This window comes from Streptomyces sp. NPDC043876, assembly GCF_056435825.1.
This window is the reverse complement of record NZ_JBWKDV010000001.1, coordinates 111,355-137,876: the sequence shown is the minus strand read 5'-3', so window position 1 is coordinate 137,876 and position 26,522 is coordinate 111,355. Positions and strand designations below refer to the sequence as shown.

Annotated in this window: 27 protein-coding genes; 15 read left to right on the top strand and 12 right to left on the bottom strand. The window is 74.1% G+C overall.

All coding sequences use genetic code 11. The features are described from left to right. The first annotated feature begins 29 nt into the window (after window positions 1-29). The 5 genes from sigE to AC0693_RS00600 all read left to right on the top strand — a co-directional run bounded on the left by sigE (window position 30) and on the right by AC0693_RS00600 (window position 4,933). Entirely contained in the window at window positions 30-809 is a 780-nt protein-coding gene (gene sigE, locus AC0693_RS00620; protein ID WP_356408769.1) for an RNA polymerase sigma factor SigE, read from the top strand. Then, entirely contained in the window at window positions 806-1,513 is a 708-nt protein-coding gene (locus AC0693_RS00615; protein WP_478743082.1) for a zf-HC2 domain-containing protein, read from the top strand. The genes sigE and AC0693_RS00615 overlap by 4 nt, the downstream gene beginning before the upstream one ends. A gap of 293 nt (window positions 1,514-1,806) precedes the next feature. After that, window positions 1,807-3,483 carry a S1C family serine protease gene (locus AC0693_RS00610; RefSeq protein WP_478800680.1) on the top strand — a complete coding sequence of 559 codons (1,677 nt, stop codon included), beginning with the start codon at window positions 1,807-1,809 and terminating at the stop codon, window positions 3,481-3,483. 93 nt (window positions 3,484-3,576) lie between these two features. Beyond that, window positions 3,577-4,035: a sec-independent translocase gene (locus AC0693_RS00605; protein ID WP_469339076.1), complete on the top strand. Its 459-nt coding sequence runs from the start codon at window positions 3,577-3,579 to the stop codon at window positions 4,033-4,035. A 124-nt stretch (window positions 4,036-4,159) separates the two neighbouring features. After that, entirely contained in the window at window positions 4,160-4,933 is a 774-nt protein-coding gene (locus AC0693_RS00600; protein ID WP_469339078.1) for a hypothetical protein, read from the top strand. A 139-nt stretch (window positions 4,934-5,072) separates the two neighbouring features. Here AC0693_RS00600 and AC0693_RS00595 read toward each other — a convergent pair whose 3' ends face one another. From AC0693_RS00595 to AC0693_RS00585, 3 genes are all read right to left on the bottom strand, one after another. Next, window positions 5,073-6,242: an Mrp/NBP35 family ATP-binding protein gene (locus AC0693_RS00595; protein ID WP_478800679.1), complete on the bottom strand. Its 1,170-nt coding sequence runs from the start codon at window positions 6,240-6,242 to the stop codon at window positions 5,073-5,075. A 42-nt stretch (window positions 6,243-6,284) separates the two neighbouring features. Then, window positions 6,285-6,824, bottom strand: coding sequence for a DUF1003 domain-containing protein (locus tag AC0693_RS00590; protein WP_356408963.1), 540 nt, complete (start codon window positions 6,822-6,824; stop codon window positions 6,285-6,287). A gap of 202 nt (window positions 6,825-7,026) precedes the next feature. Beyond that, on the bottom strand, window positions 7,027-8,298 hold the full coding sequence (locus AC0693_RS00585; protein WP_356408755.1) for a magnesium transporter MgtE N-terminal domain-containing protein: 1,272 nt from the start codon (window positions 8,296-8,298) through the stop codon (window positions 7,027-7,029). Window positions 8,299-8,461: 163 nt separating this feature from the next. Between AC0693_RS00585 and AC0693_RS00580 the strand changes: the two genes are divergently transcribed. Beyond that, a complete protein-coding gene (locus tag AC0693_RS00580) occupies window positions 8,462-9,304 on the top strand; it encodes a hypothetical protein (RefSeq protein WP_478800678.1) in 843 nt (280 codons plus the stop codon). A gap of 23 nt (window positions 9,305-9,327) precedes the next feature. On the opposite strand, the gene AC0693_RS00575 is transcribed toward AC0693_RS00580, so the two are convergent. Continuing rightward, window positions 9,328-9,843: a hypothetical protein gene (locus AC0693_RS00575; protein ID WP_478743076.1), complete on the bottom strand. Its 516-nt coding sequence runs from the start codon at window positions 9,841-9,843 to the stop codon at window positions 9,328-9,330. A gap of 54 nt (window positions 9,844-9,897) precedes the next feature. Continuing rightward, window positions 9,898-11,013, bottom strand: coding sequence for a magnesium and cobalt transport protein CorA (locus tag AC0693_RS00570; protein ID WP_356408747.1), 1,116 nt, complete (start codon window positions 11,011-11,013; stop codon window positions 9,898-9,900). Between the two features lie 335 nt (window positions 11,014-11,348). On the opposite strand from AC0693_RS00570, the gene AC0693_RS00565 reads away from it, so the two are divergent. The 4 genes from AC0693_RS00565 (at window position 11,349) to AC0693_RS00550 (ending at window position 14,468) form a co-directional block, all read left to right on the top strand. Further along, window positions 11,349-11,933: a suppressor of fused domain protein gene (locus AC0693_RS00565; protein WP_356408744.1), complete on the top strand. Its 585-nt coding sequence runs from the start codon at window positions 11,349-11,351 to the stop codon at window positions 11,931-11,933. Window positions 11,934-12,040: 107 nt separating this feature from the next. Next, complete coding sequence (locus AC0693_RS00560; RefSeq protein WP_469320956.1) at window positions 12,041-12,715, top strand: DUF6758 family protein; 675 nt, start codon at window positions 12,041-12,043, stop codon at window positions 12,713-12,715. Between the two features lie 142 nt (window positions 12,716-12,857). After that, window positions 12,858-13,730, top strand: coding sequence for a PHP domain-containing protein (locus AC0693_RS00555; protein WP_478800677.1), 873 nt, complete (start codon window positions 12,858-12,860; stop codon window positions 13,728-13,730). A 132-nt stretch (window positions 13,731-13,862) separates the two neighbouring features. After that, window positions 13,863-14,468: a MarC family protein gene (locus AC0693_RS00550; protein WP_356408737.1), complete on the top strand. Its 606-nt coding sequence runs from the start codon at window positions 13,863-13,865 to the stop codon at window positions 14,466-14,468. A 102-nt stretch (window positions 14,469-14,570) separates the two neighbouring features. On the opposite strand, the gene AC0693_RS00545 is transcribed toward AC0693_RS00550, so the two are convergent. The 3 genes from AC0693_RS00545 to AC0693_RS00535 all read right to left on the bottom strand — a co-directional run bounded on the left by AC0693_RS00545 (window position 14,571) and on the right by AC0693_RS00535 (window position 17,823). Then, a complete protein-coding gene (locus AC0693_RS00545) occupies window positions 14,571-14,723 on the bottom strand; it encodes a hypothetical protein (RefSeq protein ID WP_356408734.1) in 153 nt (50 codons plus the stop codon). Between the two features lie 85 nt (window positions 14,724-14,808). Continuing rightward, window positions 14,809-15,684, bottom strand: a complete 876-nt coding sequence (locus tag AC0693_RS00540) for an alpha/beta fold hydrolase (protein ID WP_468462865.1) — start codon at window positions 15,682-15,684, stop codon at window positions 14,809-14,811. A gap of 156 nt (window positions 15,685-15,840) precedes the next feature. After that, a complete protein-coding gene (locus tag AC0693_RS00535; protein WP_478800676.1) occupies window positions 15,841-17,823 on the bottom strand; it encodes a DEAD/DEAH box helicase in 1,983 nt (660 codons plus the stop codon). 494 nt (window positions 17,824-18,317) lie between these two features. Between AC0693_RS00535 and AC0693_RS00530 the strand changes: the two genes are divergently transcribed. After that, window positions 18,318-19,076, top strand: coding sequence for a ferritin-like fold-containing protein (locus AC0693_RS00530; protein WP_356408725.1), 759 nt, complete (start codon window positions 18,318-18,320; stop codon window positions 19,074-19,076). A gap of 76 nt (window positions 19,077-19,152) precedes the next feature. On the opposite strand, the gene AC0693_RS00525 is transcribed toward AC0693_RS00530, so the two are convergent. The 4 genes from AC0693_RS00525 to AC0693_RS00510 all read right to left on the bottom strand — a co-directional run bounded on the left by AC0693_RS00525 (window position 19,153) and on the right by AC0693_RS00510 (window position 20,953). Next, window positions 19,153-19,449: a hypothetical protein gene (locus AC0693_RS00525; RefSeq protein WP_478800675.1), complete on the bottom strand. Its 297-nt coding sequence runs from the start codon at window positions 19,447-19,449 to the stop codon at window positions 19,153-19,155. Window positions 19,450-19,571: 122 nt separating this feature from the next. Then, the gene (locus AC0693_RS00520) at window positions 19,572-19,799 is read right to left on the bottom strand and encodes a DUF3107 domain-containing protein (protein ID WP_356408719.1); all 228 of its coding nucleotides are present in this window, start codon (window positions 19,797-19,799) and stop codon (window positions 19,572-19,574) included. A gap of 137 nt (window positions 19,800-19,936) precedes the next feature. Further along, the gene (locus AC0693_RS00515) at window positions 19,937-20,578 is read right to left on the bottom strand and encodes a TetR/AcrR family transcriptional regulator (protein WP_356408716.1); all 642 of its coding nucleotides are present in this window, start codon (window positions 20,576-20,578) and stop codon (window positions 19,937-19,939) included. Window positions 20,579-20,737: 159 nt separating this feature from the next. Next, window positions 20,738-20,953: a hypothetical protein gene (locus AC0693_RS00510; protein WP_356408713.1), complete on the bottom strand. Its 216-nt coding sequence runs from the start codon at window positions 20,951-20,953 to the stop codon at window positions 20,738-20,740. A 166-nt stretch (window positions 20,954-21,119) separates the two neighbouring features. Here AC0693_RS00510 and AC0693_RS00505 point away from each other — a divergent pair, with 166 nt between their 5' ends. The 4 genes from AC0693_RS00505 to AC0693_RS00490 all read left to right on the top strand — a co-directional run bounded on the left by AC0693_RS00505 (window position 21,120) and on the right by AC0693_RS00490 (window position 26,508). Beyond that, window positions 21,120-22,109 (top strand): alpha/beta fold hydrolase, encoded by a 990-nt coding sequence (locus AC0693_RS00505; protein WP_469319064.1) that lies wholly within the window; start codon window positions 21,120-21,122, stop codon window positions 22,107-22,109. 6 nt (window positions 22,110-22,115) lie between these two features. Continuing rightward, complete coding sequence (locus AC0693_RS00500) at window positions 22,116-23,612, top strand: DUF3152 domain-containing protein (RefSeq protein WP_478800674.1); 1,497 nt, start codon at window positions 22,116-22,118, stop codon at window positions 23,610-23,612. A 206-nt stretch (window positions 23,613-23,818) separates the two neighbouring features. After that, complete coding sequence (locus AC0693_RS00495; protein ID WP_468462864.1) at window positions 23,819-25,390, top strand: DUF3492 domain-containing protein; 1,572 nt, start codon at window positions 23,819-23,821, stop codon at window positions 25,388-25,390. Further along, a complete protein-coding gene (locus tag AC0693_RS00490) occupies window positions 25,387-26,508 on the top strand; it encodes a hypothetical protein (protein ID WP_478800673.1) in 1,122 nt (373 codons plus the stop codon). Before AC0693_RS00495 ends, AC0693_RS00490 begins: the two co-directional genes overlap by 4 nt. Window positions 26,509-26,522: the final 14 nt, after the last annotated feature.

Sequence of the window (26,522 nt, the reverse complement as noted above, 5' to 3'; positions counted from 1 at the left end):
CTTATCCAGAGCTGACGGGAGGGGTGGCTATGGTAGGGGCTCCACTGGACACCACCAGAGCCGACAGGGGAGGTGCGGCTGCGCCTGTGGATCGTGGAGGCGTCCTGAAACGTCTCCTCTGGTCGGCGGGTGAGCCGAAATCCGTGATCAACACTGCTGACCGTTTCCACACCGCTGCCACCGCAACCACCGCGACCTTTTCCGCCGATGCGGGCTCGCAGGCGTGGACCCCTCCCTCCTGGGAGGAGATCGTCAGCACGCACAGTGCGCGGGTCTACCGGCTGGCGTACCGACTGACGGGCAACCAGCACGATGCCGAGGACCTCACCCAGGAAGTCTTCGTCCGCGTGTTCCGTTCGCTGTCGACGTACACGCCCGGCACCTTCGAGGGCTGGCTGCACCGGATCACCACCAACCTCTTCCTGGACATGGTGCGCCGCAAGCAGCGGATCCGCTTCGACGCGCTCGGGGACGACGCCGCCGAGCGGCTGCCGAGCCGCGAGCCGAATCCGCAGCAGGTGCTCCACGACACGCACTTCGACGCCGACGTCCAGCAGGCGCTGGACACCCTCGCGCCGGAGTTCCGCGCCGCCGTGGTCCTGTGCGACATCGAAGGCCTGTCGTACGAGGAGATCGCCGCCACCCTCGGCGTGAAGCTCGGCACCGTCCGCAGCCGGATCCACCGTGGCCGCTCGCACCTGCGCAAGGCGCTCAAGCACCGCTCTCCCGAGGCGCGGGCGGAGCAGCGTGCGCTGGCAGGAGCGGCCGTGGGCGCCCCGTTCGTGGGGGGAGAGGGCGGAAGCGAGTGAGCGGCGTCAGTCCGTCCGCAGCGGAACACCACCTGGGCGACCGGCTCGCCGCGCTGGTGGACGGTGAGCTGAGCCATGACGTGCGCGAGCGCGTCCTCGCCCACCTGGCGACCTGCCCGCGGTGCAAGGCCGAGGCCGATGCGCAGCGCCGTCTCAAGACCCTCTTCGTCGAGAGCGCGCCGCCGCCGCTCTCCGCCGGGCTGCTGGCCCGGCTCCAGGGCCTGCCGGGAGGCGGATCCGACGGTTCCGCCGCTCCGTCCGGCCCGCCGGGCGCGTCCGCGCGGACCGACGCCCCCGATCCCTTCGCCACCTTCGGGTACGCGTTCCAGGGCCCCCGTCCGCACGAGGGCTTCCGGATACACGAGGTGGGCAGACAGCCCCGCCGCCGGTTCGCCTTCGTGGCCGCGGGAGCCGTCTCGCTCGCCGCGATCGCGCTCGGTGGCACGCTGCCGCTGGACCAGGTCGAGCCGAACGCCCGGGGGGAGGGCGGTGCGAGCGTCACCCCGGCCGTTCGGCCCGGAGCGAGTGGCGGTGCGCTGTCCGTCGTGGACGCGGTCATCCGGGACCGCCCCCGGTCGCCGGCCGGGACCGCGACCCTGGGCCCCGAGCTGATGGCCGCCCTGAGCCCCTCGGCATCGACCGCGCCGCCCCTGCCGCCGGTGGCGCCGAACCTGTCGCCCCGCCCGGTGTCCCTGACGCGCTGACGCGCTGACGCCCTGACGCGGGCGCTGGGCCTGTGGAGATGCCCGGTGCGGCGGGCCGCCGGGCGGGTACGGGTTCCCGAGGTGTGCCGGGTGCCGGGTGCTGACGTGCCTCGGTCTTCGCGTGCCGTGCCCGTGCCCTTGCCCGCCGTGCTGCCGGGTGCGCCGCCGCCCGGTGGGGCGCGGCGTACGGGGGTGACAGGGCCGCCCGCCTCTGCCGTGCCGTGGGGCGACCTGGTTGAATCCTCGTCAGGTGCGCCCGGCGGGGCGCGCGCCGAGGCACGCGGGGAGCGCCCATGTCCGACACCCACCCTCCGACCGATCCGGCTCCGGTGCGGAGGGCCCCGCGGTGGTGGAGCCGCCGCGGCCGGACCGGTGCGGAGGACCTCCGCGTACCTGCTCCCCGCGCCGCCGCCGCGTGGCCGACGTCGGAGGAAGCCGTCACCGCCGCCGCGTGGCCGACGTCGGAGGAAGCCGTCACCGCCGCCGCCGATGCACGGACCGACGTACCCGGCCCCGAGGCACCGCATCCCGATGCGCCTGGCCCCGAGACACCGCGCCCTGAGGCCCTCGGCTCCCGAGCTCCCGACCCCGATGCACCCCGCGCCCATGCGCCCGTCCCCGACGTACCCCGTTTCGAGGCCCTCGGCTCCGACGTACCCCGTCCCGAGGCCCCCGGCTCCCACGCTCCCGGCCCTTCGGCAGAAGGCGCGGAGGGCGCAGAGGGCCTCGAAGCCCCCGCCCCCACGCCCACCCCCGAGTGGGAGGCCCGGACCGTACCCGAACCCGTGGCCCCCGCCCCCCGCTACGACCCCTGGGGCACCCCCGCCGCGCCCTTGCAGATGCTGGACGTCGGGCCGCGGCGGGGCGGGATCCGGATGCGGCAGCTGGTGGCCGTGGCCGTGGCGAGTGCGCTGCTCGCCGGGGGCGTCGGGGCCTGGGCCGGGGTGTGGGCCGAGCGGCGCAGCAGTACGCGGCTGGAGCTGCCGCAGGCGGCGGCCCAGCCCCAGGGCCGGGCCCCCGGAAGCGTGGCCGGGATCGCCGCGACCGCCCTGCCGGGCGTGGTCACCCTGCACGTCGCGGGCGGCGCGGGCAACGGCACCGGTACCGGCTTCGTCCTGGACGGCCAGGGACACATCCTCACCAACAACCACGTGGTCGCGGACGCCCGGCGGATAACGGTCACCTTCAGCACCGGCGAGAGCGTCGGCGCCGAGGTGGTCGGCCGGGACGGCGGCTACGACCTGGCCGTGGTGAAGGTCGACGGCGTGCGCGGCCTGCACCCGCTGGCCCTGGGCAACTCCGAGAACGTCAAGGTGGGGGACCCGGTGGTGGCCATCGGGGCCCCCTTCGACCTGTCCAACACGGTCACCGCGGGCATCATCAGCGCCACCGGGCGGCCCATCACCGCGGGCGGGGACAAGGGGGACGGCAGCGACGTCAGCTATGTCGACGCCCTCCAGACCGACGCGCCCATCAACCCCGGCAACTCCGGCGGCCCGCTGCTCGACGGCCAGGGCCGGGTGATCGGCATCAACAGCGCCATCCGTGGAGCGGACCAGGAGCAGGGCGACAAGGACCCCGCCCGCCAGAGCGGCAGCATCGGCCTCGGCTTCGCCATCCCCGTCAACCAGGCCAAGCGGGTGGCGGAGGAGATCATGCGCACGGGCCGCGCGACCCACCCGGTCATCGGCGTCACCCTGGACATGCAGTACACGGGCGACGGAGCCCGGGTCGGGGACAAGGGGGCCGAGGGCAAGCCGGCCGTCCCGCCGGGCAGCCCGGCGGCCCGCGCCGGGATCAGGCCCGGCGACGTGATCACCAAGGTCGACGGACGGCGGGTGCACGGCGGCGACGAGCTGATCATCAAGGTCAGGGCCCACCGGCCGGGTGATCCGCTCGGCCTGACCGTGCTGCGCGACGGCAGGGAGCGCACGCTGGAACTCGTACTGGGTTCGGCGAACAGTGGATGACCGGCGGACGAAACCGGGAGCGAGGTGTCGGCCCGCGCAGGCGGCCGGGTACCGTTGTCCAGGCCCGCAGGATGACAGCCGAGGAGCGGCAACGTGTTCAACGACATAGGCGCACTCGAGCTGGTCACGATCGTGGTCCTGGCCATCCTCATCTTCGGTCCGGAGAAGCTCCCGAAGGTGATCCAGGACGTGTCCGGGGTGATCCGGAAGATCCGCGCGTTCTCGGACAGCGCCAAGCAGGACATCCGCTCCGAACTCGGCCCGGAATTCAAGGACTTCGAGTTCGAGGACCTGAACCCGAAGACCTTCATCCGCAAGCAGCTGGCCGAGAACGAGGACCTCAAGGAGATCCGGAGCAGCTTCGACCTGCGCAAGGAGCTCAACGACGTCACGGACGCCGTCAACGGCAAGGAGCCGGAGCCCGTCCCCGGCGTGGAGCCGGCCGGTCCGGCCACCGGCAGCGTGCCTCCGGCCGGCAAGACCGACCTGGTGAAGCGGGTCGTGCCGCCCGCGCCGGACCAGCGCGCGCCCTTCGACGCCGACGCCACCTGACCCGCCTGAGACCGCTGCCTGCCGGGTGTCGCGGGGTCGGATGGCTATCCTCTCCATCTGTCCGGACGCAGGACGCCCGAGGGGGGCGGGCCGTTCCGGGTCCCACGGAACGAGAGGCCGCACGATGGAGACGACGAGCAGTAGCCGGGTAGGGGCGCAGCCCGCCGAGGCGCCGACCGCGCCCGCACCGGCCGCCCCGGAATCCGACGCCGAGGCCGCCGCGCAGGCTGCCGAGGCCGCACAGGGCCCCGAGGCCGCACAGGCCCCGCAGGACCCCTCCGCGCCCCCCACGCCCGTCCCCGGCGCCCGCCGGACCGCCGAGGGCTACCGGCGGGCCTCCTTCCCCTGGTACGGGCTGGACGCCGCCTTCACCGGCCCCCGCTGGCTCATGCAGGTGGGTACGGCCGCCGACGGCACCGTGGAGCACGGCTCCACCGGCCACGGCGACGAGCCCTCGGTGCGCGGCGAGATCGCGACCGGCGAGAAGGAACGCTTCGCGGTGGTCGTCACCGTCGCGAGCAACCCGCTGCGCCGCAGCGCCGACGGCACCGGGGTGCTGGAGGCCACCTCGGTCTCCTCCGCCGCCTGGCTGGCCGGTTCGGGGCTGCTGGCCTTCACCTGGCCCGGCCAGATGGACCACAGCCTGCGCAGCGACTGGCTGGACCAGCAGACCGAGGCCGCCTGGGAGCTGGCCGACGACCTCGGCGGCGAGGACTGGTCCACGCTGTCGCTGCCGGTCGACGGGGAGCCGACGCCCTTCCACTACCGCGAGTCCGAGTTCGGCTGGGTGCTGGCCGGCTCCACCCCCGGCGGCGTCCATCTGGGCGCGTACGGACGGGGGATGAGCGCCTACGGCCTCGGCTTCTCGGTCATCGGGGACCTGGGCACGTACGAGTAGCCCCGCAGCGCACACCCCGCCGCGTGACCCGTACGCATGAGCGTGGCCCGTACGCGTAGTCCGCACGAGTGGTCCGCGCGCGACGCGCGAAGGGCGCCACCGGACCGGTGGCGCCCTTCGCGCGTGCCCCTGCGGGCGACTAGAACTTGTTCCGCGGAGTGATCCCCAGGGACATCCCCGCCAGGCCGCGCGCCCGGCCGCCGAGCTTGCCCGCGATCGAGCGCAGCGCCGCGCCCGCGGCCGAGTCCGGGTCGGACAGGACCACCGGCGTGCCGTTGTCGCCGCCCTCGCGCAGGCGCACGTCGATCGGGATCTGGCCCAGCACCGGCACCGTGGAGCCGACCGTCTTCGTCAGTCCGTCGGCGACCAGCTGGCCACCGCCCGTGCCGAACACGTCGACCATCTCGTCGCAGTGCGGGCAGGGCAGCCCGGACATGTTCTCGACGACGCCGACGATCTTCTGGTGGGTCTGCACGGCGATCGAGCCGGCCCGCTCGGCCACCTCGGCGGCGGCCTGCTGCGGGGTGGTGACGACCAGGATCTCGGCGTTCGGCACCAGCTGCGCCACCGAGATCGCGATGTCACCGGTGCCCGGCGGCAGGTCGAGCAGCAGCACGTCCAGGTCGCCCCAGTACACGTCCGCCAGGAACTGCTGGAGCGCCCGGTGCAGCATCGGGCCGCGCCACACCACGGGCGCGTTGCCCGGGGTGAACATGCCGATGGAGATCACCTTCACGCCGTGCGAGGACGGCGGCATGATCATGTTCTCGACCTGGGTCGGCTTGCCCTCGACGCCCAGCATGCGCGGCACGCTGTGGCCGTAGATGTCCGCGTCCACGACGCCGACCTTCAGGCCGTCGGCCGCCATCGCCGCGGCGAGGTTGACCGTGACGGAGGACTTGCCGACGCCGCCCTTGCCGGACGCGACCGCGTAGACGCGGGTCAGCGAGCCGGGCTGGGCGAAGGGCACCTCGCGCTCGGCGGTGCCGCCGCGCAGGCTGCTCGCCAGGTCCTTGCGCTGCTCGTCGCTCATCACGTCCAGCGTGACGGCGACCGAGGTGACGCCCGCGACCCGCTCGACGGCCTCGGTGACGTTCTTGGTGATGGTCTCGCGCATGGGGCAGCCCGACACCGTGAGGTAGACGGTGACGGCGACCGCTCCTCCGTCGCCGACCTCCACCGATTTGACCATGCCGAGTTCGGTGATCGGCCGGTGGATCTCGGGGTCGTTCACCGTCGCCAGCGCGTCCAGGATCGCGTCCTGCCCGGGCACGGCGGCGTCGGCGGCGGAGCTTGTGTCGGTAGCCATGCCCCGATGGTACGGCGCGCCGGCACGCCCCCGGTAAGCCCGTCAGCGGTCGCCTTCGTCACGTTCGGCGGGGAAGAGCCTGCGCTCGTCCATCTCCTTGATCAGATCCTGGAACTCCGACCTGATCCAGTCGCGCGTCGCGACCTCCCCGAGGCCCATCCGCAGCGCCGCGATCTCCCGCGTCAGGTACTCCGTGTCCGCGATGGAACGCTCGTTCTGCTTGCGGTCCTGCTCCAGGTTGACCCGGTCGCGGTCGTCCTGCCGGTTCTGCGCGAGCAGGATCAGCGGAGCGGCGTACGAGGCCTGGAGGGACAGCATCAGGGTCAGGAAGATGAACGGGTACTGGTCGAACCGCCACGGGTCGGGCGCGAAGATGTTCCACAGCACCCAGGCGATGATGACGATCGTCATCCAGACGATGAACCGGCCCGTGCCGAGGAAGCGCGCCACCCGCTCCGACAGCCGCCCGAACGCCTCCGGGTCGTACTCGGGGAGCAGCCGCCGCCGGGCCGGCCGCGGCAGGTCCAGGCGCACGCGCGAGCGCGTCAGCGCGCTCGAACCGGTCGACTGGCCGGCCTTCACCCGCTCGGCGCGGCCCTCGCGCGCCTCGCGCTCGGCCCGGTCGTGCCGGTCCGCCCGCTCCGCGCGCACCCGCCCCGCGACCTCGTCCAGCCGGTCCGACAACCCGTGCTCCCGCCCCTGTTCGCGCCCCTGCGCCCTGGCCTGGTCCCGGCGCTCCCGCTGCCGCTCGCGGCGGCGCTCCCGCCCCGGCTCGCGCCCTCGTTCAGCGCCCACGGCCGGCCTCCTCGGAGTGGAAGTCCGTCTCGCGCCAGTCGTCCGGCAGCAGGTGGTCCAGTACGTCGTCCACCGTCACCGCGCCGAGCAGCGACCCGCTCTCGTCCACCACCGGCACCGCGACCATGTTGTAGGCGGCGAGGTAACTGGTGACCACCGGCAGCGAGGCGTCCGGCCGCAGCGGCGGCAGGTCCGTGTCCACCAGGGAGCTGACCAGGGTGAACGGCGGGTCGCGCAGCAGCCGCTGGAAGTGCACCGTGCCCAGGTACTTGCCGGTCGGCGTCTCGTCCGGCGGCCGGCACACGTACACCTGCGCGGCCAGTGCCGGGGACAGGTCCGACTGCCGTACGCGCGCCAGCGCGTCCGCGACGGTGGCGTCCGGCCGCAGCACGATCGGCTCGGTGGTCATCAGACCGCCCGCCGTGCGCTCCTCGTAGGACAGCAGGCGCCGCACGTCGGCCGCGTCGTCCGGCCGCATCAGGGTCAGCAGCCGCTCCTTGTCGTCCTCCGGCAGCTCGGAGAGCAGGTCGGCCGCGTCGTCCGGGTCCATCGCCTCCAGCACGTCCGCGGCGCGCTCCTCCTTGAGCTTGCCGAGGATCTCCACCTGGTCGTCCTCGGGCAGCTCCTCCAGCACGTCCGCGAGCCGGTCGTCGTCGAGGGCGTTGGCCACCTCGGCGCGCCGTTTGGGCGTCAGGTGGTGCAGCACGTTCGCCAGGTCGGCGGGGCGCATCGTCTCGAAGGTGGCGACCAGGTTCTCGGCGCCCTGCCCGTCCTCCTCCAGTGAGAAGCCGGTGACCGCCGACCAGTCCACGGTCAGCGTCTCGCCGCGGCGGCGCAGCGCGCCCACCTTGCCCTTGCGCACGAAGATCTTGTTGATCTCCCAGTCGCGGCGCGCCGGGAGCTGCTGGATGGCCACGTCCAGCACGGTGACCTCCTCGCCGTCCTGCACGAGCCGCACCCGGCGGTCCAGCAGTTCGCCGAGGACGAGCCGCTCGGTGGGGCGCTGCTCGAAGCGCCGCATGTTGATGACGCCGGTCGTGATGACCTGCCCGGACTCCACACCGGTGACCCGGGTCATCGGCAGGAAGATGCGGCGGCGGCTCACCACCTCGACGACCAGACCCAGCAGCCGGGGCGGGCGTCCGCCCACGCGCAGCATCGCCACCAGGTCGCGGACCCGGCCGACCTGGTCGCCGTTGGGGTCGAAGACGGGTACGCCCGACAGGTGCGACACAAAGATCCGTGGGGCGCCTGCCGCCATCCGAGCGCCTCCTAGAGCGTCGATCAAGAGTCCTGCCGCCCCTCAGGCTAGCCCGTGCCGCCACAAACCGCCCTGGTGGGGCGGTCCGCCCGGACCGGGGCCGCGGACGGGGTGCGGGTACGCTGCCTGCTGCTCGCAGACGACCGACGAGAGGCACCTGCCCGTGACCGCCACCTTCCCTGCCGCACGGCTGCGCCGGGCCTCCGCCATCGGGGTCATCTGCGCGGGTCTGGCCATCGCCGCCACGGGCTGCGGGGAGGACCCCGACAAGGGCACCAACGGGGTCGGCAAACTGTCCGCGGCGGCCATCGAGTCCAAGGCCCGCGCGGCCGCCACCGCGGCGGCTTCGGTGCACCTGTCCGGGACCCTGGTCACCGGCGGCAAGTCCTTCACGCTCGACATGCGGCTGAAGTCGGACGGCGGCTCCGGTGAGGTGAAGTCGAAGGACAACACCTTCCGGCTGCTGCGCGTGGGCGAGCAGCTCTACCTGAAGGCCGACGCGGCCTTCTGGGGGCAGTCGGAGGCGGCCGGGAAGCTCGGCGACAAGTTCGTGAAGGTGCCCGCGGCGGACCCCTCGTACAAGCAGTTCCGCGGGTTCACCGACATGCACGTCCTGCTGGACGGCCTGCTCGGCCTGGACGGCAAGCTCGCCAAGGGCGCCGACTACACGAAGGTCGGCGCTGCCCGGGCGGTCCTCGTCACCTCGGACGGCGGCAAGGGAGGCAAGCTCACCGTCTCCCTGGAGGGCACCCCGTACCCGCTGCGGATGGAACGCGCGGGCGGTGCGGGGCGCGTGGAACTGACCGAGTGGGGACAGCAGTTCCCGCTGGCCGCCCCGGCCCAGGACCAGATCGTGGACTACGGGTCCCAGCTGCCGACCACCAAGGGCACCGGCACCGGCACCGGCTCCGGCAAGAGCCCGGGCCCGAGCCCGAGCAGGAGCGGCGGCGGGGACGACGGCGGCAGCGACTCGGGCGGCCAGGGAGCGGACCCCGGCAGCGGCTGAGCCCGGGAGCGCCGGCCTGCCCGTTAGCCCCGCGCCTTCTTGCGCTTGAGCAGCAGCCTCGGCAGCGCCGCCGGGGCGGGCTCGCGGGTGATGGCCGGGGTCGGCAGCGGGCGCGCGGCCAGCGAGCCGTCCGGCAGCCCGGTCGTGGTCGCCGCCACCGGCTCCAGCCGCAGCAGCCGGCACTCGCGCGCCCAGCGCTCGGTCATCCGCTCCGCGTCGGGCGCGTTGAGCCGCTTGCCCTTCAGCTCGGCCACCGCCGCCTCCCAGGGCGCGCCGTGCGGCGCCAGCTCGGTGACCCGGGCCGTCCAGGCGACCAGCCGGCCCCCCTTGTCCTTGCTGCGTACGGTCACCTCGGCGGCCGCGCCGTCCACGAGCCCGGGGAAGGGCTGCTCGCCGGGGCCGTCCCCCAGCACGTGGGCCGCCCCGTCCACCCAGGCGTGCCACAGCGCCCGGTCGGGCCCGGTGCCCCGGACCCAGATGAGACCGGACTTCTTGGTGGCCTCCTCGACGAGGGCCAGGTCGAGCGTGCTGAGAGTCATGCGCACAGGGTAGCCAGGCGTACCCGAGGGGCCCACAGCCAGCCGTATCCGGACCTACAGCCAGCCGTTGCGGCGCAGGGCCCGGTGGATGGTGAAGCAGCTCGCGGCGATGGCGGCCATCACCATGGGGTAGCCGTAGCGCCAGTGCAGCTCCGGCATGTGCTCGAAGTTCATGCCGTACACCCCGCAGATCATCGTCGGCACCGCGATGATCGCCGCCCACGAGGTGATCTTGCGCATGTCCTCGTTCTGCGCGACCGTCGCCTGCGCCAGGTTCGCCTGGAGGATCGAGTTCAGCAGTTCGTCGAAGCCGATGACCTGCTCGTGCACCCGCGCCAGGTGGTCGGCCACGTCGCGGAAGTACTTCTGGATGTCCGGGTCCACCAGCCGCATCGGCCGCTCGCTGAGCAGTTCCATCGGCCGCAGCAGCGGCGACACCGCCCGCTTGAACTCCAGCACCTCGCGCTTGAGCTGGTAGATCCGCCCCGCGTCCGCGCCCCGCGGACTGCCCTTGGCGGGCGCCGCGAAGACCTCGCTCTCCACCTCGTCGATGTCGTCCTGCACCGCCGAGGCCACCGCGATGTAGCCGTCCACCACGTGGTCCGCGAGGGAGTGCAGCACCGCCGAGGGGCCCTTGGCCAGCAGCTCGGGGTCGGCCTGGAGGCGGTGGCGCAGGCCCTTGAGGGAACCCTGGCCGCCGTGCCGGACGGTGATGACGAAGTCCGGGCCGGTGAAGCACATCACCTCGCCGGTCTCCACGACCTCGCTGGTAGCGGTCAGTTCGGCGTGCTCGACGTAGTGGATGGTCTTGAAGACGGTGAAGAGGGTGTCGTCGTAGCGCTCCAGCTTCGGCCGCTGGTGGGCGTGGACCGCGTCCTCCACGGCCAGCGGGTGCAGACCGAAGGTCGCCGCGATCCCCGCGAACTCGGCCTCGGTCGGCTCGTGCAGGCCGATCCAGGCGAAACCGCCGTCCTCGCGGACCCGGCGCATCGCCTCGCGCGGGGTCAGGCAGGCGGGGCCCCGGTCGCGGTGGCCCGCGCGGTACACGGCGCAGTCGACGACCGCGCTGCTCGCGGTGTGATCGCGGGTGGTGTCGTAGCCCGACTGGGCCGGAGTGGACCTGCGCAGCGCGGGACGTACGGCCGCGCGGAGGTAGGGCAGCATCGACATGGCAGGCTCCTTCGCGCGGCTGCGGGCCACGCGGACGGGAGACCCTCCGCCTCTGCGGGCAGGCGGAAGGAAGCAGGACGGGAGGAAAGTTTCTGCCGTCGCTCTTCAGCTCAAAGGGGGCGGGAGGCGCCCGTGGAAGAGCGGTTGGTACTGCACGATCGACTTCGATCCATTGCAGCCCCACCTCCTCCGGCCGGTCCCCCTTGGGGGAAGTCCTGTCACCGGGCATGCATCCACGCTTCTGCGTGTGGCCCCGGCCAGCGGTCCACAGTAACAGCCGACGGATGGTCAAGAGCCTGCCTTTACCCCTGCGATAGGAGTTCTATGCTCGCTCCATGGCAGATCTTCTGGCACTTGTCGAAGCGCGGCTGCGCACCGCGCTGGGTGAGCCCGACGCCCGCGCCGCCGTCACCTTCCTCGGCACCGACCGCATCGAAGTGCTCCGCTTCGCCGACGGCGACCTGGTGCGCTACGCGACCCTCGGCATGTCGGCGCAGCCGATGGGCGACCCGACCGTGGTGGTCTCGGACCCGGTCCGCGGGCCGCGTGCCGAACTGGTCCTGACCGTGCGGGCGGGGGTGGTCCCGACCGACCAGGTGCTCCGGCCGCTCGCGGTGCTCGGGGCCTCCCCGCAGGTCGAGGGGCTCGTGGTGTCGCCGGGGGCCTCGCTGGACGTGGGCGAACCGCTCTGGGCCGGGGCGCCGTTCACCTCCGTCCTGGTCGCCGAGCCCGGCGGGCTGGTGGAGGACCTGGAGCTGGCGGAGCCGATGGATCCGGTGCGGTTCCTGCCGCTGCTGCCGATGACCTCGAACGAGGCCGCCTGGAAGCGGGTGCACGGCGCGGCCGCGCTCCAGGAGCGCTGGCTCGCGCGCGGCACGGATCTGCGGGATCCTCGGCGTACCTCGGTGCCGCTCGACTGAACGCGCCCGACTCCGTGGACTGGGAGCGGCCACCGGGGGTAGGGATGGACTCCGGACGGGTGATCGTCCCTTGACGCGGCGGCGGACGGGGAGGAGCGTGGCTCTGTATGAGGGGCGAACCGAGTTGCCCGAAATGCGGTGCCCGGGTCAGGGCGCCCGGTCTTTTCGCCGACTCCTGGCAGTGCTCGGTGCACGGCGCCGTCCACCCCCTGCAGCCCGTCATCCCGCCCAGCGTCGAGGGTCTCGGCGTCGTGGTGCACCGCACGCACGTGCCGGTGTGGATGCCGTGGCCGCTGCCGGTCGGCTGGCTGTTCACCGGGGTCGCGGCGGCGGGGGACGACCGTAGCGGAGGGCGGGCCAGCGCGGTCGCGTGCTCCGGGCCGGGCCCGCTGGGCGGCATGGGCGAGCTGCTGCTGGTCGCCGAGGAGCTGGGCGTGGGCCTGGGCGCGCGGTACGCGGGCATCGACGGGCCCGACCCGGGCCCCTTCATGAACGTATCGGCTCCGCCGCACGCCAAGGTGGTGGCCGCGGGGCGGCCGACCCCGATGTGGCACGTCACCGGCGCGCCGGACGACCGGGCCGTCTTCGCGGGCGAGGCGCGCGGACTGTGGCTGTGGGCCATCGTGTGGCCCGAGCAGTCCGGACTGCTGATGTACGACGAACTGGTGCTGACCGACCTGCGCGACGCGGGCGCCGAGGTGGAACTCGTGCCCTGCGGGGCGCTGAGCCCCCGGATCCTGGGCGGCGCGGGCGGGACCGCCGGAGCGACGGGAGCCGGCTGAGCTGCCCGGCCCGTCGGCGCGCGCCCGTCCTGCGCCGCGCGCCGCGCCCGTGCGTACGCCCGTCAAGCCTTGGCCAGAACAGGACCCCCGGCCCGGTTATCCTGGGGTGCCCCCCCGTCCGTCCGATCCCTGGAGCCCTGCCGTGCGCATCGACCTGCACGCCCACTCCGCGGCATCCGACGGTACGGACACCCCCGCCGAGCTGGTCCGCAACGCGGCCGCCGCCGGGCTGGACGTCGTCGCGCTGACCGACCACGACACCGTCGGCGGCTACGCCGAGGCGATCGCGGCGGTGCCGGCCGGGCTCACCCTGGTCACCGGCGCCGAGCTGTCCTGCCGGCTCGACGGCGTAGGGCTGCACATGCTGGCGTACCTCTTCGACCCGGCCGAGCCCGAGCTCTTCCGCGAGCGGGAACTCGTCCGGGACGACCGGGTGCCGCGCGCGCGGACGATGGTCGGCAAGCTCCAGGACCTCGGGGTCCCCATCAGCTGGGACCAGGTGGCCCGGATCGCGGGCGACGGCTCGGTCGGCCGCCCGCACATCGCCGCGGCGATGGTGGAGGCGGGCGTCGTGGCCAGTGTCTCGGACGCCTTCACCCCGCAGTGGCTGGCCGACGGCGGCCGCGCGTACGCCGGGAAGCACGAGCTGGACCCCTTCGAGGCGGTCCGGCTGGTCAAGGCGGCCGGCGGGGTCACCGTCCTCGCCCACCCGCTCGCCGTCAAGCGCGGCCGGTGCGTGCCGGAGAGCGCGATAGCCGAGCTGGCGGCCGCGGGCCTGGACGGCGTCGAGGTCGACCACATGGACCACGATCCCGCCACGCGCGCCCGGCTGCGCGGCCTCGCGGGCGAGCTGGGCCTGCTGACGACGGGCTCCAGTGACTACCACGGCAGCCGCAAGACCTGCGGTCTCGGGGAGTACACGACGGACCCCGAGGTCTACGGCGAGATCACCCGCCGGGCGACCGGGGCGTTCCCCGTGCCCGGCGCGGGCGGACGCGGCCGCACCGGCGCGTAAGCGCCCCCGTACGCCTGCCGCGCGTTCCTCCGCTCCTCCGGACCTCCCCGGCCGCGAGACCGGTCCCGCGCGCCCGCGTACGCCCCACCCCCCCTCACACCCCTCTTCTCCTGCAAGGCGCAAGGCATCACTGTGTTCGATCTCGCCGTCTTCGGCTCCCTCTTCCTCACCCTCTTCGTCATCATGGACCCCCCCGGGATCACGCCGATCTTCCTGGCGCTGACCTCCGGCCGCCCCGCCAAGGTGCAGCGCCGGATGGCCTGGCAGGCGGTGTGCGTCGCCTTCGGCGTGATCGCCGTCTTCGGCATCTGCGGTCAGCAGATCCTCGACTACCTGCACGTGTCGGTGCCCGCGCTGATGATCGCGGGCGGTCTGCTGCTCCTGCTGATCGCCCTCGACCTGCTGACCGGCAAGACCGACGAGCCGAAGCAGACCAAGGACGTCAACGTCGCCCTGGTGCCGCTGGGCATGCCGCTGCTGGCCGGGCCGGGCGCGATCGTCTCGGTGATCCTGGCGGTGCAGAAGGCCGACGGGTTCAGCGGGCAGGTGTCCGTCTGGTCCGCGATCATCGCGATGCACGTGGTGCTGTGGATCACCATGCGCTACTCGCTGGTGATCATCCGCGTCATCAAGGACGGCGGCGTGGTGCTGGTGACCCGGCTGGCGGGCATGATGCTCTCCGCGATCGCGGTCCAGCAGATCATCAACGGCGTGCTCCAGGTGGTCCACAACGCCTGAGCCGCGGTGCGGGCGCCCGCCCGCTCGCGCACCGCACATGCGAACGCCCCCGGACCGGTCACGGTGCGGGGGCGTCGTGCGGGTGCGGCGGTGTGTTCGCCGTCAGGAGGCCGCGGACTCGAACGGCCGGATGAGGATGCGCTGGCCGATGGACGCGGCCTGCTGCACGATCCGGTTGACGGAGGCCGCGTCCACGACGGTGCTGTCCACGGCACTTCCGTAGACGTCGTCCAGGCGCAGAATCTCGAAGCGCATCGGCTTCTCCCTTCGTCGGTGATCTCCTTGCATGTGTTCCAACGAAGTGTAGGAGGCAAACATTCCCTACGCTAAGGAAATTTTTTCACTTGCTAAGGATTGACCCGTCGAACTCTGCCCAGAAGGCGCTCAGCGCCCGGGCGGTGGCCGCCGGATCCTCCGCGGCGGGGGAGTGCTCGGTCCCCGCGATCACCGCCCGCCGGGCCGCCAGCCGCACGGCCATCGCGTCCAGCCACGGCACCGGCCAGGCGTAGTCCACGGCCCCCGACAGCACCAGCTTCGGCAGCGCCACCGCGGCCAGCTCCGCCACCCGGTCGGGCTCGGAGATCAGGATCCGCCCGGTCGCGATGAGCTGCTCCGGCACGGTCGCCAGCCAGCGCTCCCGCAGGAACTCCGTCAGCTCGACGGCGTCCGGCGCGGCGCCTTCGGGGTCCTGGGCGCGCATGGCCGCCCATACGGCGGGCATGTCGTCCCGCAGCATCTCCAGCGCCGCCACGAGCAGCTTCGTACGGTCCTGCTGGACGGGGTCGATGGCGGCGGGCCCGCTGCTCATCAAGGTGAGCGAGGCGAAGGGGGAGGCGTCGCGCAGCACGGCCTCGCGCGCGATCAGCCCGCCCAGCGAATGGCCGACCAGGTGCACCGGGCGCTCGGCGGCGCCCAGGGCGGCCGCCTGGGCCAGCAGGTCCCGTCCCAGCTCGGACAGGGTGTAGGCGGCCTCGTCGCGCGGCCCGGCGCTCTCGTACTGCCCGCGCCCGTCCACCGCGACGACCCGGTACCCGGCGCTCGCGAGCGGGTCCAGCACCCCGATGAAGTCCTCCTTGCTCCCGGTGAACCCGGGGACCAGCAGGGCGGTGCCGCGCAGCGGCTCACCCGCCTCGTGCACGGCGAAGGCGCCGCGGCCGGTGCTCAGGGACCGGGCGCGGGCGCGGGGCGGCAGGGTGAGGCGCGGCGGCTTGCTCATGGCCAGAGGTTACCGGCCCGTACCCGCCCCCGCCCGGCCGCTCGCCCGGCTGCTCGCCCGGCCGCCCGGGGTCGTCGGGCCGCGGGGGGCCCGGATACGGGAACGGCCCCGTCCCCCCTGGAGCGGGGGACGGGGCCGGCCGGTGGAGCGGGTGCCTTACGCCTCGGGGGCGGCGGCGGCCTTGCGGGTCCGGGTGCGCTTCGGCTTGACCGGAGCGTCCTCGGGGGCCGGCACGGCGGCGTCGGCGGCCGGAGCGGCCTCGGCGGCCTTGCGGGTCCGGGTGCGCTTCGGCTTCACGGGAGCCTCCTCGGCCACCGCGACCGCGTCCGGGGCCGCGACGACGGCTTCGGCGGCCGGAGCGGCTTCCGCGGTCTTGCGGGTCCGGGTGCGCTTCGGCTTGACCGGAGCCTCTTCGGCCACCGCGACGGCCACGGGGACGTCGACCGGGGCGGCGGGCGCCTCGACCACGGCGGCCTTGGCGACGGTCCTCGACGCCGACCTGGCGGGCGTACGGGACGCCGGCGCCGAGCTGCGCGGCGGGCGGGCCCGGCGGACCGGGGCCGGCTCGACGAGCGGGGCCATCTGGAAGTCCGGCTCCGGCGCGGCCGGGACGAACGGCGCGAGCGGTTCGAGACCGGCCACGGTGGACGACGTGGGCGCGGCGGCGGGCGCCGAGCCACGGGTCCGGCGGCGGCGCGGCCTGCGCGGCTCGTCGGCGGCCGGGGCCTGCGGGGCCTCGGCGACGGGAGCGGCCACGGCGGCCGGAGCCGCCTCGGCGACCGGAGCCGCCACGGCCCCGGACTCCACGGCCACGGCGCCCTCGGCGTGCTCGGCACCGCCGCGGGTGCGGCGGCGCTGACGCGGCGTACGGGTCCGCTCGGGACGCTCCTCGGCCACCGGAGCGGCGGTCGCGGCCGGGCCGCGGCCGCCTCGGCCACCGCGGCCGCCGGTCTCGCCCAGGTCCTCGACGTTCTCGGCCTTCAGGCCGGCCCGCACGCGCTCGGAGCGCGGCAGGACGCCCGTCGTGCCGGCGGGGATGTTCATCTCCTCGAACAGGTGCGGAGACGTGGAGTACGTCTCGACCGGGTCGTGGAAGTCCAGCTCCAGCGCCTTGTTGATCAGCTGCCAGCGCGGGATGTCGTCCCAGTCGACCAGGGTGACGGCGATGCCCTTCTTGCCCGCGCGGCCGGTGCGGCCGACGCGGTGGAGGAAGGTCTTCTCGTCCTCGGGCGTCTGGTAGTTGATGACGTGGGTGACGCCCTCGACGTCGATGCCGCGAGCGGCGACGTCGGTGCAGACCAGGACGTCGACCTTGCCGTTGCGGAACGCGCGCAGCGCCTGCTCGCGCGCGCCCTGGCCCAGGTCGCCGTGGACGGCGCCGGAGGCGAAGCCGCGCTTCTCCAGCTGCTCGGCGATGTCGGCCGCGGTGCGCTTGGTGCGGCAGAAGATCATCGCGAGCCCGCGGCCCTCGGCCTGCAGGATGCGGGAGACCAGCTCCGGCTTGTCCATGTTGTGCGCGCGGAAGACGTGCTGCGCGGTGTTGGCGACGGTCGCGCCCTCACCGTCCTCGGAGACGGCGCGGATGTGCGTCGGCTGCGTCATGTACCGGCGGGCCAGGCCGATGACCGCGCCCGGCATGGTCGCCGAGAACAGCATGGTCTGGCGCTTCGGCGGCAGGTAGCTCATGATCCGCTCGACGTCGGGCAGGAAGCCCAGGTCGAGCATCTCGTCGGCCTCGTCCAGGACGAGCGCCTTGATGTGCGACAGGTCGAGCTTCTTCTGCCCGGCCAGGTCCAGCAGGCGGCCCGGGGTGCCGACGATGATGTCGACGCCCTTCTTGAGCGCCTCGACCTGCGGCTCGTACGCGCGACCGCCGTATATGGCGAGGACGCGGACGTTGCGGACCTTGCCCGCGGTCAGCAGGTCGTTGGTCACCTGGGTGCACAGCTCGCGGGTCGGAACCACCACGAGGGCCTGCGGCGCGTCGGTCAGCTCGTCCGGCCTGGACCGGCCGACCTCGACGTCGGCGGGAACGACGACCCGCTCCAGCAGGGGAAGGCCGAAACCGAGCGTCTTGCCGGTACCGGTCTTGGCCTGGCCGATGACGTCCGTGCCGGTGAGGGCGACGGGGAGGGTCATCTCCTGGATCGGGAAGGGGGACACAATGCCGACGGCCTCAAGGGCTTCGGCCGTCTCGGGGAAGATCCCGAGGTCTCGGAACGTAGTCAGGGTGCTGCCTCTTCTGTGAGACGCGGCCCGAGGCGGCGAAGGGGGTCGTACCGTGCCAGGCTTGCAGTACTGCTGTGTACGGAAGCTGCGCGGGACCACGGGCCTTCGCTCAAGCGCTCATGCCGCTGAGGGGGCCCCTCGTGGGCGATGCGCATGAACGCACACACCACGCCGAGGGTGGTCGGGGTTGGAGCCGATCGGGCCACCGACCGGGCATCCTCATTGGGACGGCCCGCCGAGTGTTCGGCAGGCGCAATACCACTGTACCCCGGAATCGCGCAGCTGTGTCGGGTGAATTCACCAGGTCGACACCGACCCGCAGGTGGCGGGCGCGCCGCGGGGGCCGGTTCCCGTGCGGCGGCCACGTGGTTCCGGCGGGGTCCGAGCGGGCTATTGTGCGGTGCATGTCGACCGTAGAAAACGCATCGCCCGCCGGAGCCGACGGCCCCGGCGCGTCCGCCGGGATCGCCGCCCAGAACTGGTCCGAGGCCGCCGCCTCGCCGCAGTACCGGGCGGCCGTCGTGGACCTCCTCGGCGCCCTCGCGTACGGAGAACTCGCCGCTTTCGAGCGACTCGCGGAGGACGCGAAGCTCGCGCCCACCCTCGACGACAAGGCCGAGCTGGCGAAGATGGCGTCCGCCGAATTCCACCACTTCGAGCGGCTGCGGAACCGGCTCGCGCAGATCGACGTCGAGCCGACCGGTGCCATGGAACCCTTCGCGAAGGGCGTCGACGACTTCCACCGCCAGACTGCGCCGTCGGACTGGCTGGAGGGCCTGGTCAAGGCCTACGTCGGCGATTCCATCGCCAGTGACTTCTACCGCGAGGTCGCCACCCACCTGGACACTGACACCCGCGCCCTGGTGCTCGCGGTGCTCGACGACACCGGCCACGGCGGTTTCGCGGTGGAGAAGGTGCGCGCGGCGATCGAGGCCGACCCGCGCTGCGGCGGCCGGCTCGCGCTGTGGGCCCGGCGACTGATGGGCGAGGCGCTGTCGCAGGCGCAGCGCGTGGTCGCCGAGCGCGACGCGCTCTCGACCATGCTCGTCGGCGGCGTCGACGGGATGGCGGCGGGCTTCGACCTCGCGGCCGTCGGCGAGATGTTCGCCCGGATCACCAAGGCGCACACCAAGCGCATGGCGGCCCTGGGCCTCGCGGCCTGACCGCCGCGCCACGCCGTACGACCGGTGGCCCCGGAGCGCGATCGCGCTCCGGGGCCACCGTCACGAGCGCCGCCGCTCAGCCCGTCGGAACCGAAAACGGAGTCCGGCGGGACCGCCTGCCGGGCCGGCCGGCGGGCCGGAGCAGCAGGGACAGGACGACCGCCGACACCAGCACGCCACCGAGGAAGGTCGCGGTCGGCGTGGAGTGTCCCGGGCCCAGCGCGTAGTGCGTGAGGTACGAGCCGAACAGCGCCCCCAGTATCCCGCTGACCAGCACGGACCGGGACGAGGGCAGGCGCCTCGGGAGCAGTCTGAGAGCGCCCGCGGCCAAGGCGAGACCGAGCAGAGCCGAGCCGAGCGCTTCCAGCAGCATGATGAGGTCCCTCCCACAGGTCAGGGCAAACCGGGTCACAGCCCTCCTACCCGAAGCGGAAGACACAGAAACGGCCCGGTGGGGTCAACCACCGGGCCGTTCCGTTCGGTTCTCTTCGCTCCTCAGAGCGCGCCGAAGCCCACCTTGCGGCTGCTGGGCTCGCCCAGGTCGACGTACGACAGGCGGTCGGCCGGCACCAGGACCTTGCGGCCCTTGACGTCGGTGAGGCTGAGCAGCTGCGTCTTGCCGGACAGTGCGTCGGCGACGATGCTCTCGAGCTCGTCAGCGCTCAGGCCGCTCTCCAGCACGATCTCCCGGGGTGCGTGCTGCACGCCGATCTTGACCTCCACGGCTATGTCCCTCCGACGATCCGGTTAGCGCGATCACCGCGCCGTACTCGCCCCCACCCTAGCCCGCGGACGCGACGCGAATGGCGTACACCGGACACGCTGGCAGCGAACAGTGCCCCGGAGCGCGGCCCGCGGTCTCAGTGGCCGTCGGCGGCGTGCAGGGGGAAGCCCGCGATGCCCCGCCAGGCCAGCGAGGTCAGCAGGCCGACCGCGGTGTCCCGCTCGACCGGGCTGGAACTGGACAGCCAGTACCGGGCCACGACCTGCGAGACGCCGCCCAGCCCCACCGCCAGCAGCATCGACTCGTCCGTCGACAGGCCGGTGTCCTCGGCGATGACCTCCGAGATCGCCTCGGCGCACTGGAGGGAGACCCGGTCGACCCGTTCGCGCACGGACGGCTCGTTGGTCAGGTCGGACTCGAAGACCAGCCGGAAGGCGCCGCCCTCGTCCTCGACGTACGCGAAGTACGCGTCCATCGTCGCGGCCACGCGCAGCTTGTTGTCGGTCGTGGACGCGAGCGCGGTGCGCACCGCCAGGAGCAGCGACTCGCAGTGCTGGTCCAGGAGGGCCAGGTAGAGGTCCAGCTTCCCGGGGAAGTGCTGGTAGAGCACCGGCTTGCTGACGCCCGCACGCTCGGCGATGTCGTCCATCGCCGCGGCGTGGTAGCCCTGGGCGACGAACACTTCCTGGGCCGCGCCCAGGAGCTGGTTGCGTCGGGCTCGGCGCGGCAGGCGGGTGCCCCGCGGGCGCGCCGCCTCGGTCTGCTCGATGGCTGTCACGCCGCCTCCCACTTTCTCTCGGAACCCTGCGACGCCGTGCGCCGCGCCCGCCATCGTACTTTTCGGTAACCGATAGCGGGGGGTCCCGGCCGAGTTTTCTCGCGGTACGGACGGCCGGGAGCGCCGCTGGTCAGCCCGGGTCGGCCGGCGCCGGCCCGGTCAGCGGTAGTCGTCCTCGTCCAGGGCCACGACCCGCGCCTGCTCCGCGGCGTCACCGTCGGCTGCCTCGGCGGGGTCCGCCGCGATGACCGGGTCGTCGTCGAGGGGGGCCAGTTCGGTGCGCTGCTCCGCGGCGTCCGCCTCCGGGGCCTCGGGGCCGGGCGCCTCCCCCAGCTGCTCCTGGAAGGTGTCCGGTTCCGAAGGGTCGACCGTCATCTCAGTCTCCTTGTGTGGGCGTCCGTTGCTCCTGCGCCGTCTACCCCGTCGCGTCGGGCCCATGACCTCCTCCATCGAGCGTAGAAGCCCGCGGGTCCCGGCGCTATGCGGGTCTGTGACGGCGAACACACGATTCCGGACGTGATCCTCTCGTAACATTGCGCCCATGTCTTCGACCGAGCTGCCAGGTGTACGGTCCACCGCCGAGCCGTCGCCCCTGGCGGGGGCCGTCCGTGTGGCCGAGGGGGAGCAGCTGCGCAGCGCCGCGCTGCCCGGGCTGACCCTGACGGTCAGGTCCCGGCCACCGGCGCGCGAAGGACTCCCGCCCGCCCTCTTCGTGCACGGGCTCGGCGGCTCCTCGCAGAACTGGTCCGCGCTGATGGCGCTGCTGGAGGACACCGTCGACGGCGAGGCCCTCGACCTCCCCGGCTTCGGGACCTCGCCGCCGCCCGCCGACCGCAACTATTCGGTCACCGCGCTGGCCCGCGCGGTCATCCGCCACCTCGACGCCGCGGGGCGGGGGCCCGTCCACCTCGTCGGGAACTCGCTCGGCGGCGCCGTCAGCACCCGGGTCGCCGCGGTGCGGCCCGACCTGGTCCGCACGCTGACGCTGATCTCGCCCGCCCTGCCCGAACTGCGGGTGCAGCGCTCCGCGGTGCCGACCGCGCTGCTCGCCGTACCGGGAGCGGCGTCCCTGATCGCGCGCCTCACACGGGACCTGACGGCGCAGCAGCGCACCCGCGGGGTGATGGGACTCTGTTACGGAGACCCCGCGCGGGTGACGGCCGAGGGGTTCCGGCACGCGGTCGAGGAGACGGAGCGGCGGATGCGGCTCCCCTATTTCTGGGAGGCGCTGGCCCGTTCCTCGCGCGGAATCGTGGACGCCTACACGCTCGGCGGACAGCACGGGCTGTGGCGTCAGGCCGAGCGGGTGCTCGCACCGACGCTGCTGGTCTACGGTGGCAGGGACCAACTGGTCTCGTACCGCATGGCGCACAAGGCGGCGGCCTCCTTCCGGGGCTCGCGGCTGCTGTGCCTGCCCGAGGCCGGGCACGTGGCGATGATGGAGCACCCCGAGGTCGTGGCAACGGCCTTCCGGGATCTGCTGCGTGACGCCGGGCAGAGCGAAGAACGAGACGAAGACGGCAGAGGCTGAGCACCGGTGGGACGACATAGTCGCAAGGACTCCGCTCCTCCCCGCCCGGTCCACGGGGACCCGGGCCGCCCGGAGCAGCCCGCACGCCCGGACGCCACGGCCGCGGCCGTCGCCGCCGGGCCCGGCCGGCGGCACCGGCCCGAGCCGACGGCCACCCATCAGGGGTACGTGAACCAGAGCGCGCCCGGTGCGCGCGCGGGCCACCCCGAGATCCGCGAACCCGGCGGAGCGTACGGCGACTGGCGCGCCGCACCCCGCAGCCATCCCGCGCAGGGCCACGCCCCGGCGCAGGGCCACGCCCCGGTGTCGGGCCAGGCCCCCGAGCAGGGTCACACCCCCGCGCAGGGCCACGCCCACGCGCCGGGGAACGCCTCCGCGCCGGATTCCGGTTATGCGTCGGCCGACCCGGCCTCCGGGTACGCGCCCGCGGACGCCGGATCCGGCTGCGCGCCCCCCGTCCCCGACGCCGCCGCGGCGTACGAGGCCGCCGTGGCGATGGCCGCCGCCGTGTTCCCCGGGGACGCGCCGCCCATCGAGGAGGTGCCCCTGCGGGCGACGGCCCCGGCAGCAGACGCTCCCGTCACCTCCACCGGCTCGCACCGCCGGGTGCCCCCGCCCCGCCGCGGTCCGCTCGCGCCCCGCGGGGGGCGGCCCGGAGCGACCCGGGGCCGCAGGGTCCGTACGTACACGGGCATCGCGGCCGCCGCCGTCACCACCGTGCTCGCCGTCGTCGTGGCGGGCCAGGTCGCCGGCGACGACACGGCCGACCGCATCGGCGTGCGCGCCACCGGGGAGGCCGGGCACGACCGCGCCGCCCCCGGCCAGTCCGCGGCCTCCCGCTCCGACGGCCGCGCGACGCCCGACGCGCCCGCGGTGGGCGCCGGGCAGCCGGTGGTGGTCAAGACGTACGACCAGAAGATGGCCGAGGTCCACCCGATCGCCGCGAACCTCGCCGGCCCGGGCACCTTCGACACGGTCGGGACCGCCGCCCCGGCCCCCGGCAAGGGCCGCCTCATCCGCTACCGGGTCGAGGTGGAGCAGGGCCTCGGGCTGGACGCCGATCTCTTCGCCGAGGCCGTCCACCGCACCCTGAACGACCCGCGCAGCTGGGCCCACGACGGCGCCATGACCTTCGAGCGGGTCCCGTCGGGCGGGGCCGGGTTCGTCATCACCCTGGCCAGCCCGGGCACCACCGGGGTCTGGTGCAAGAAGTCCGGGCTCGACACCACCCAGGACAACGTGTCCTGCGATTCCGCTTCCACCGAGCGGGTGATGATCAACGCCTTCCGCTGGGCGCAGGGTTCGCCGACGTACGGGCAGGACCAGATGTTCGCCTACCGCCAGATGCTCATCAACCACGAGGTCGGGCACCGGCTCGGACACGACCACGAGAGCTGCGGGACCCCCGGCGCGCTCGCGCCGATCATGCAGCAGCAGACCAAGTCCCTCGACATCGACGGCATCTCCTGCAAGCCCAACCCCTGGGTGTACCCAACCGGTTGAGCCTTCCGGCGGCGCACCGCCGCACGCCTCCCCGACGGTCCTAGCGCGGTCGAACGCGAACCGTACGGGAAAGTTACGACTCTTCACCCCTTCCGGTGGCGCGATGGACAACCGTCCGTCGCGCCTTCGGCATATCCGCTTGAGTTCTCGCGGCGGGTCACCGGACCGACGGAGGCCGCCTGAACGGGAGATCGGGGGTGGCACTCGTGCGGATCGCACTGCTCACGGAAGGCGGTTATCCGTATGCGACGGGCGAAGCGAGGCTGTGGTGCGACCGGCTGGTGCGCGGGCTCCCGCAGCACGAGTTCGAGCTGTACGCGCTGAGCCGCAGCGCCGGGCAGGAGGAGAGCGGCCGGGTGCCGCTGCCCGACCACGTCACCCGCGTGCGGACGGCGCCCCTGTGGGCCCCCGGGGACGACGGCCGGACGTACTCGCGGCGCGAACGCCGCCGGTTCGCGGCCTGTTTCACGGACCTGGTGCGCGGGATCTGCGCCGCCGGTGACGAGGACTTCGCCGCCGGGCTGTACGGGCTCGCCGAACTCGCCCGGGACCAGGGCGGCCTGTACGCGGCCGTCCGCTCCGAGACCGCGGTCCGGGCCGTCGAGTCCGCCTGCCGGGCGCCGGGCGCGAGCAGTGCCGTCCAGGGCGCCCGGGTGCCCGACCTGCTCGCCTTCGTCGACGAACTGGAGCGCGCGCTGCGCCCGCTCAGCCTGGACTGGTACGAGGAGCTCGGCGCCGTCGACATCTGCCACGCCGCTGCGGGCGGGTCGGCCGCCCTGCCCGGACTGGTGGCCAAACGCTTCTTCGGGGTGCCGCTCCTGGTCACGGAGTACGGCGTGCAGCTGCGGGCGCACTACCTGGAGCACACCGCGGAGCGCCCGGCGCTGCGGGCCCTGCTCGGTGCCTTCCAGGTCCGCCTCGCCACCGAGATCTACGCCCGCGCGGACCTGCTCACCCCCGGCAACGCGCACGCCCGGCGCTGGCAGGAGCGCTGCGGCGCCGGCCGCGAGCGGCTGCGGACGGTCTACCCGGGGATGGAGGCGGACCGATTCGCCACCGTCGGCGAGGCCGCCGACCACGGCGACCCGGCCACGCTGGTGTGGGTGGGCCGGATAGAACCGGCCAAGGACCTCATCGCGCTGCTGCACGCCTTCGCGGAGGTGCGGCGGGCCGAACCGGGCACCCGGCTGCGCGTCTTCGCGACCGCGGCGGCGCCGGGGTACCTGGCCGACTGCCGCTCCCTGGCGGCCCAGCTCTTCCCGGACGAGGCGGCGAACGCGCTGACGGTCGGCGAGAGCCCCGTCACCTTCGAGGAGATCGGCGGCCCGGAGGCACCCGCCCTGGCCGACGCCTACGGCTGCGCCCCCGTCACCGTGCTCTCCTCGGTGGTCGAGGGCTTCCCGATCCGGCTCGTGGAGGCCATGTTCTGCGGCCGGGCCACGGTCTCCACCGACGTGGGCGCGGTGTGCGAGGTCATCGGCGGCACCGGACTCGTGGTCCCGCCGCGCAACCCGCGCGCCCTCGCGGACGCCTGCCTGACGCTGCTGCGCGACCCGGAACGGGCGCGGCGGCTGGGGGCGGCGGCCCGGGCGCGGGCCCTGGAACTGTTCACCGTCGAGCAGAACGTGGCCGCCTTCCAGCAGATCTACCTCCAGCTGATCGCCGGCGGCGCGGCCTGCCCGCCCGCGGACGCCCCCTTCACCCATCCGCCGGAGGCCCGCGTGCCGGGCCACTGGACCACCCCGACGTGGGCCCCCTCCCCGGAGGCGACGGTATGACGACCCACCCGGACACCTCGCCCTCCCTCTTCGACCTGGCCCGGCGCCCGGTCCTGGTTCCGGCACCCGGCTCCGGCCCGCTCGCGGACGGCCCGGACCGGGAAGCGCCCGCTCCGTCGGCCGAGACCACCCTCGTGCTCCGGCTCGCGCCCGCCCCGGCGGACGAGGTGCAGGAGGCATCGCGGGAGGTACCGCGCGAGCCGTCGAGTGAGCCCTCGCCGCCCGCCGCCGTCCGGACCGGCGCCCCGGCCGTCACCGGCCGGCGCCGGGGGAGCGGGGACCCCGTCAAGGCGCTCATGCACCGCCACCGGGAGCTGTGCGAGCGGGCCGTCGACCCGCTGGAGATCGCCGCCGGTCTGGAGGCCCACGGGATCACCGACCGGACCGCCGCGCGGTTCCGCCACCGTGACGTGTTCTCCCTGGCCGAGGAGCTGTACGCCCGGGTCCCGCGCGACGAACCGGCCGCCGCCGCCCGGGCCGCGGCTCCCGCCGGGACCGGCGCGGCCGACCTGCGGGGGGCGGCGTACGCGCTGGTCCCCGGCGCGCTCGCGCTCGGCGCCGCCCTGCTCGCCGGCCCCGCCCCCTGGGTGGCCGCCCTCGCCGTGGTGCTGACCGTCGCGGGCCTGGCCCGGCCGCGGACCGCCGGGCGCCGCCCGTCCCGGGTCGCGCCGCTGCTCGCCGCCGCGGCCACCGGCTACGCCGTGTACCGCCTCGGCGCGCCGCTGGGGATCGGGCTCGCCCTGGCGGCCGCCCCCGCGCACTGGTGCGACGCGGCCTTCGCGGCCCGCGCGCGCCGCCGCCTCGCCGGGAGCCGGGCGCTGGACGACTTCGCGACGGGGGCCCGGCCGCTGCTGGTCGCGGCGGTGGCCTGCTTCACCGCGCTGGCGGCCGTCCCGCTCGTCCTCGCCGGAGCCCCGCTCGCGGTGGCCCTGCCCCTCGCGGTGCTCCTCTTCCTCACCCGGCTGCTGGTCCGCCACACGCCGCACCGGGTCCCGGCGGCCCTCGCACTCGCGGTGGCGCTGATCCCGTACCCGCTCGCCGCGGCGGCCGCCGCCGCCGGGCTGCTCGTCCACGCCACGGTCGCGCTCTCCCGGGCGTCCGCCCACGCGCGCGCCTGACCGCGCCACCAGAC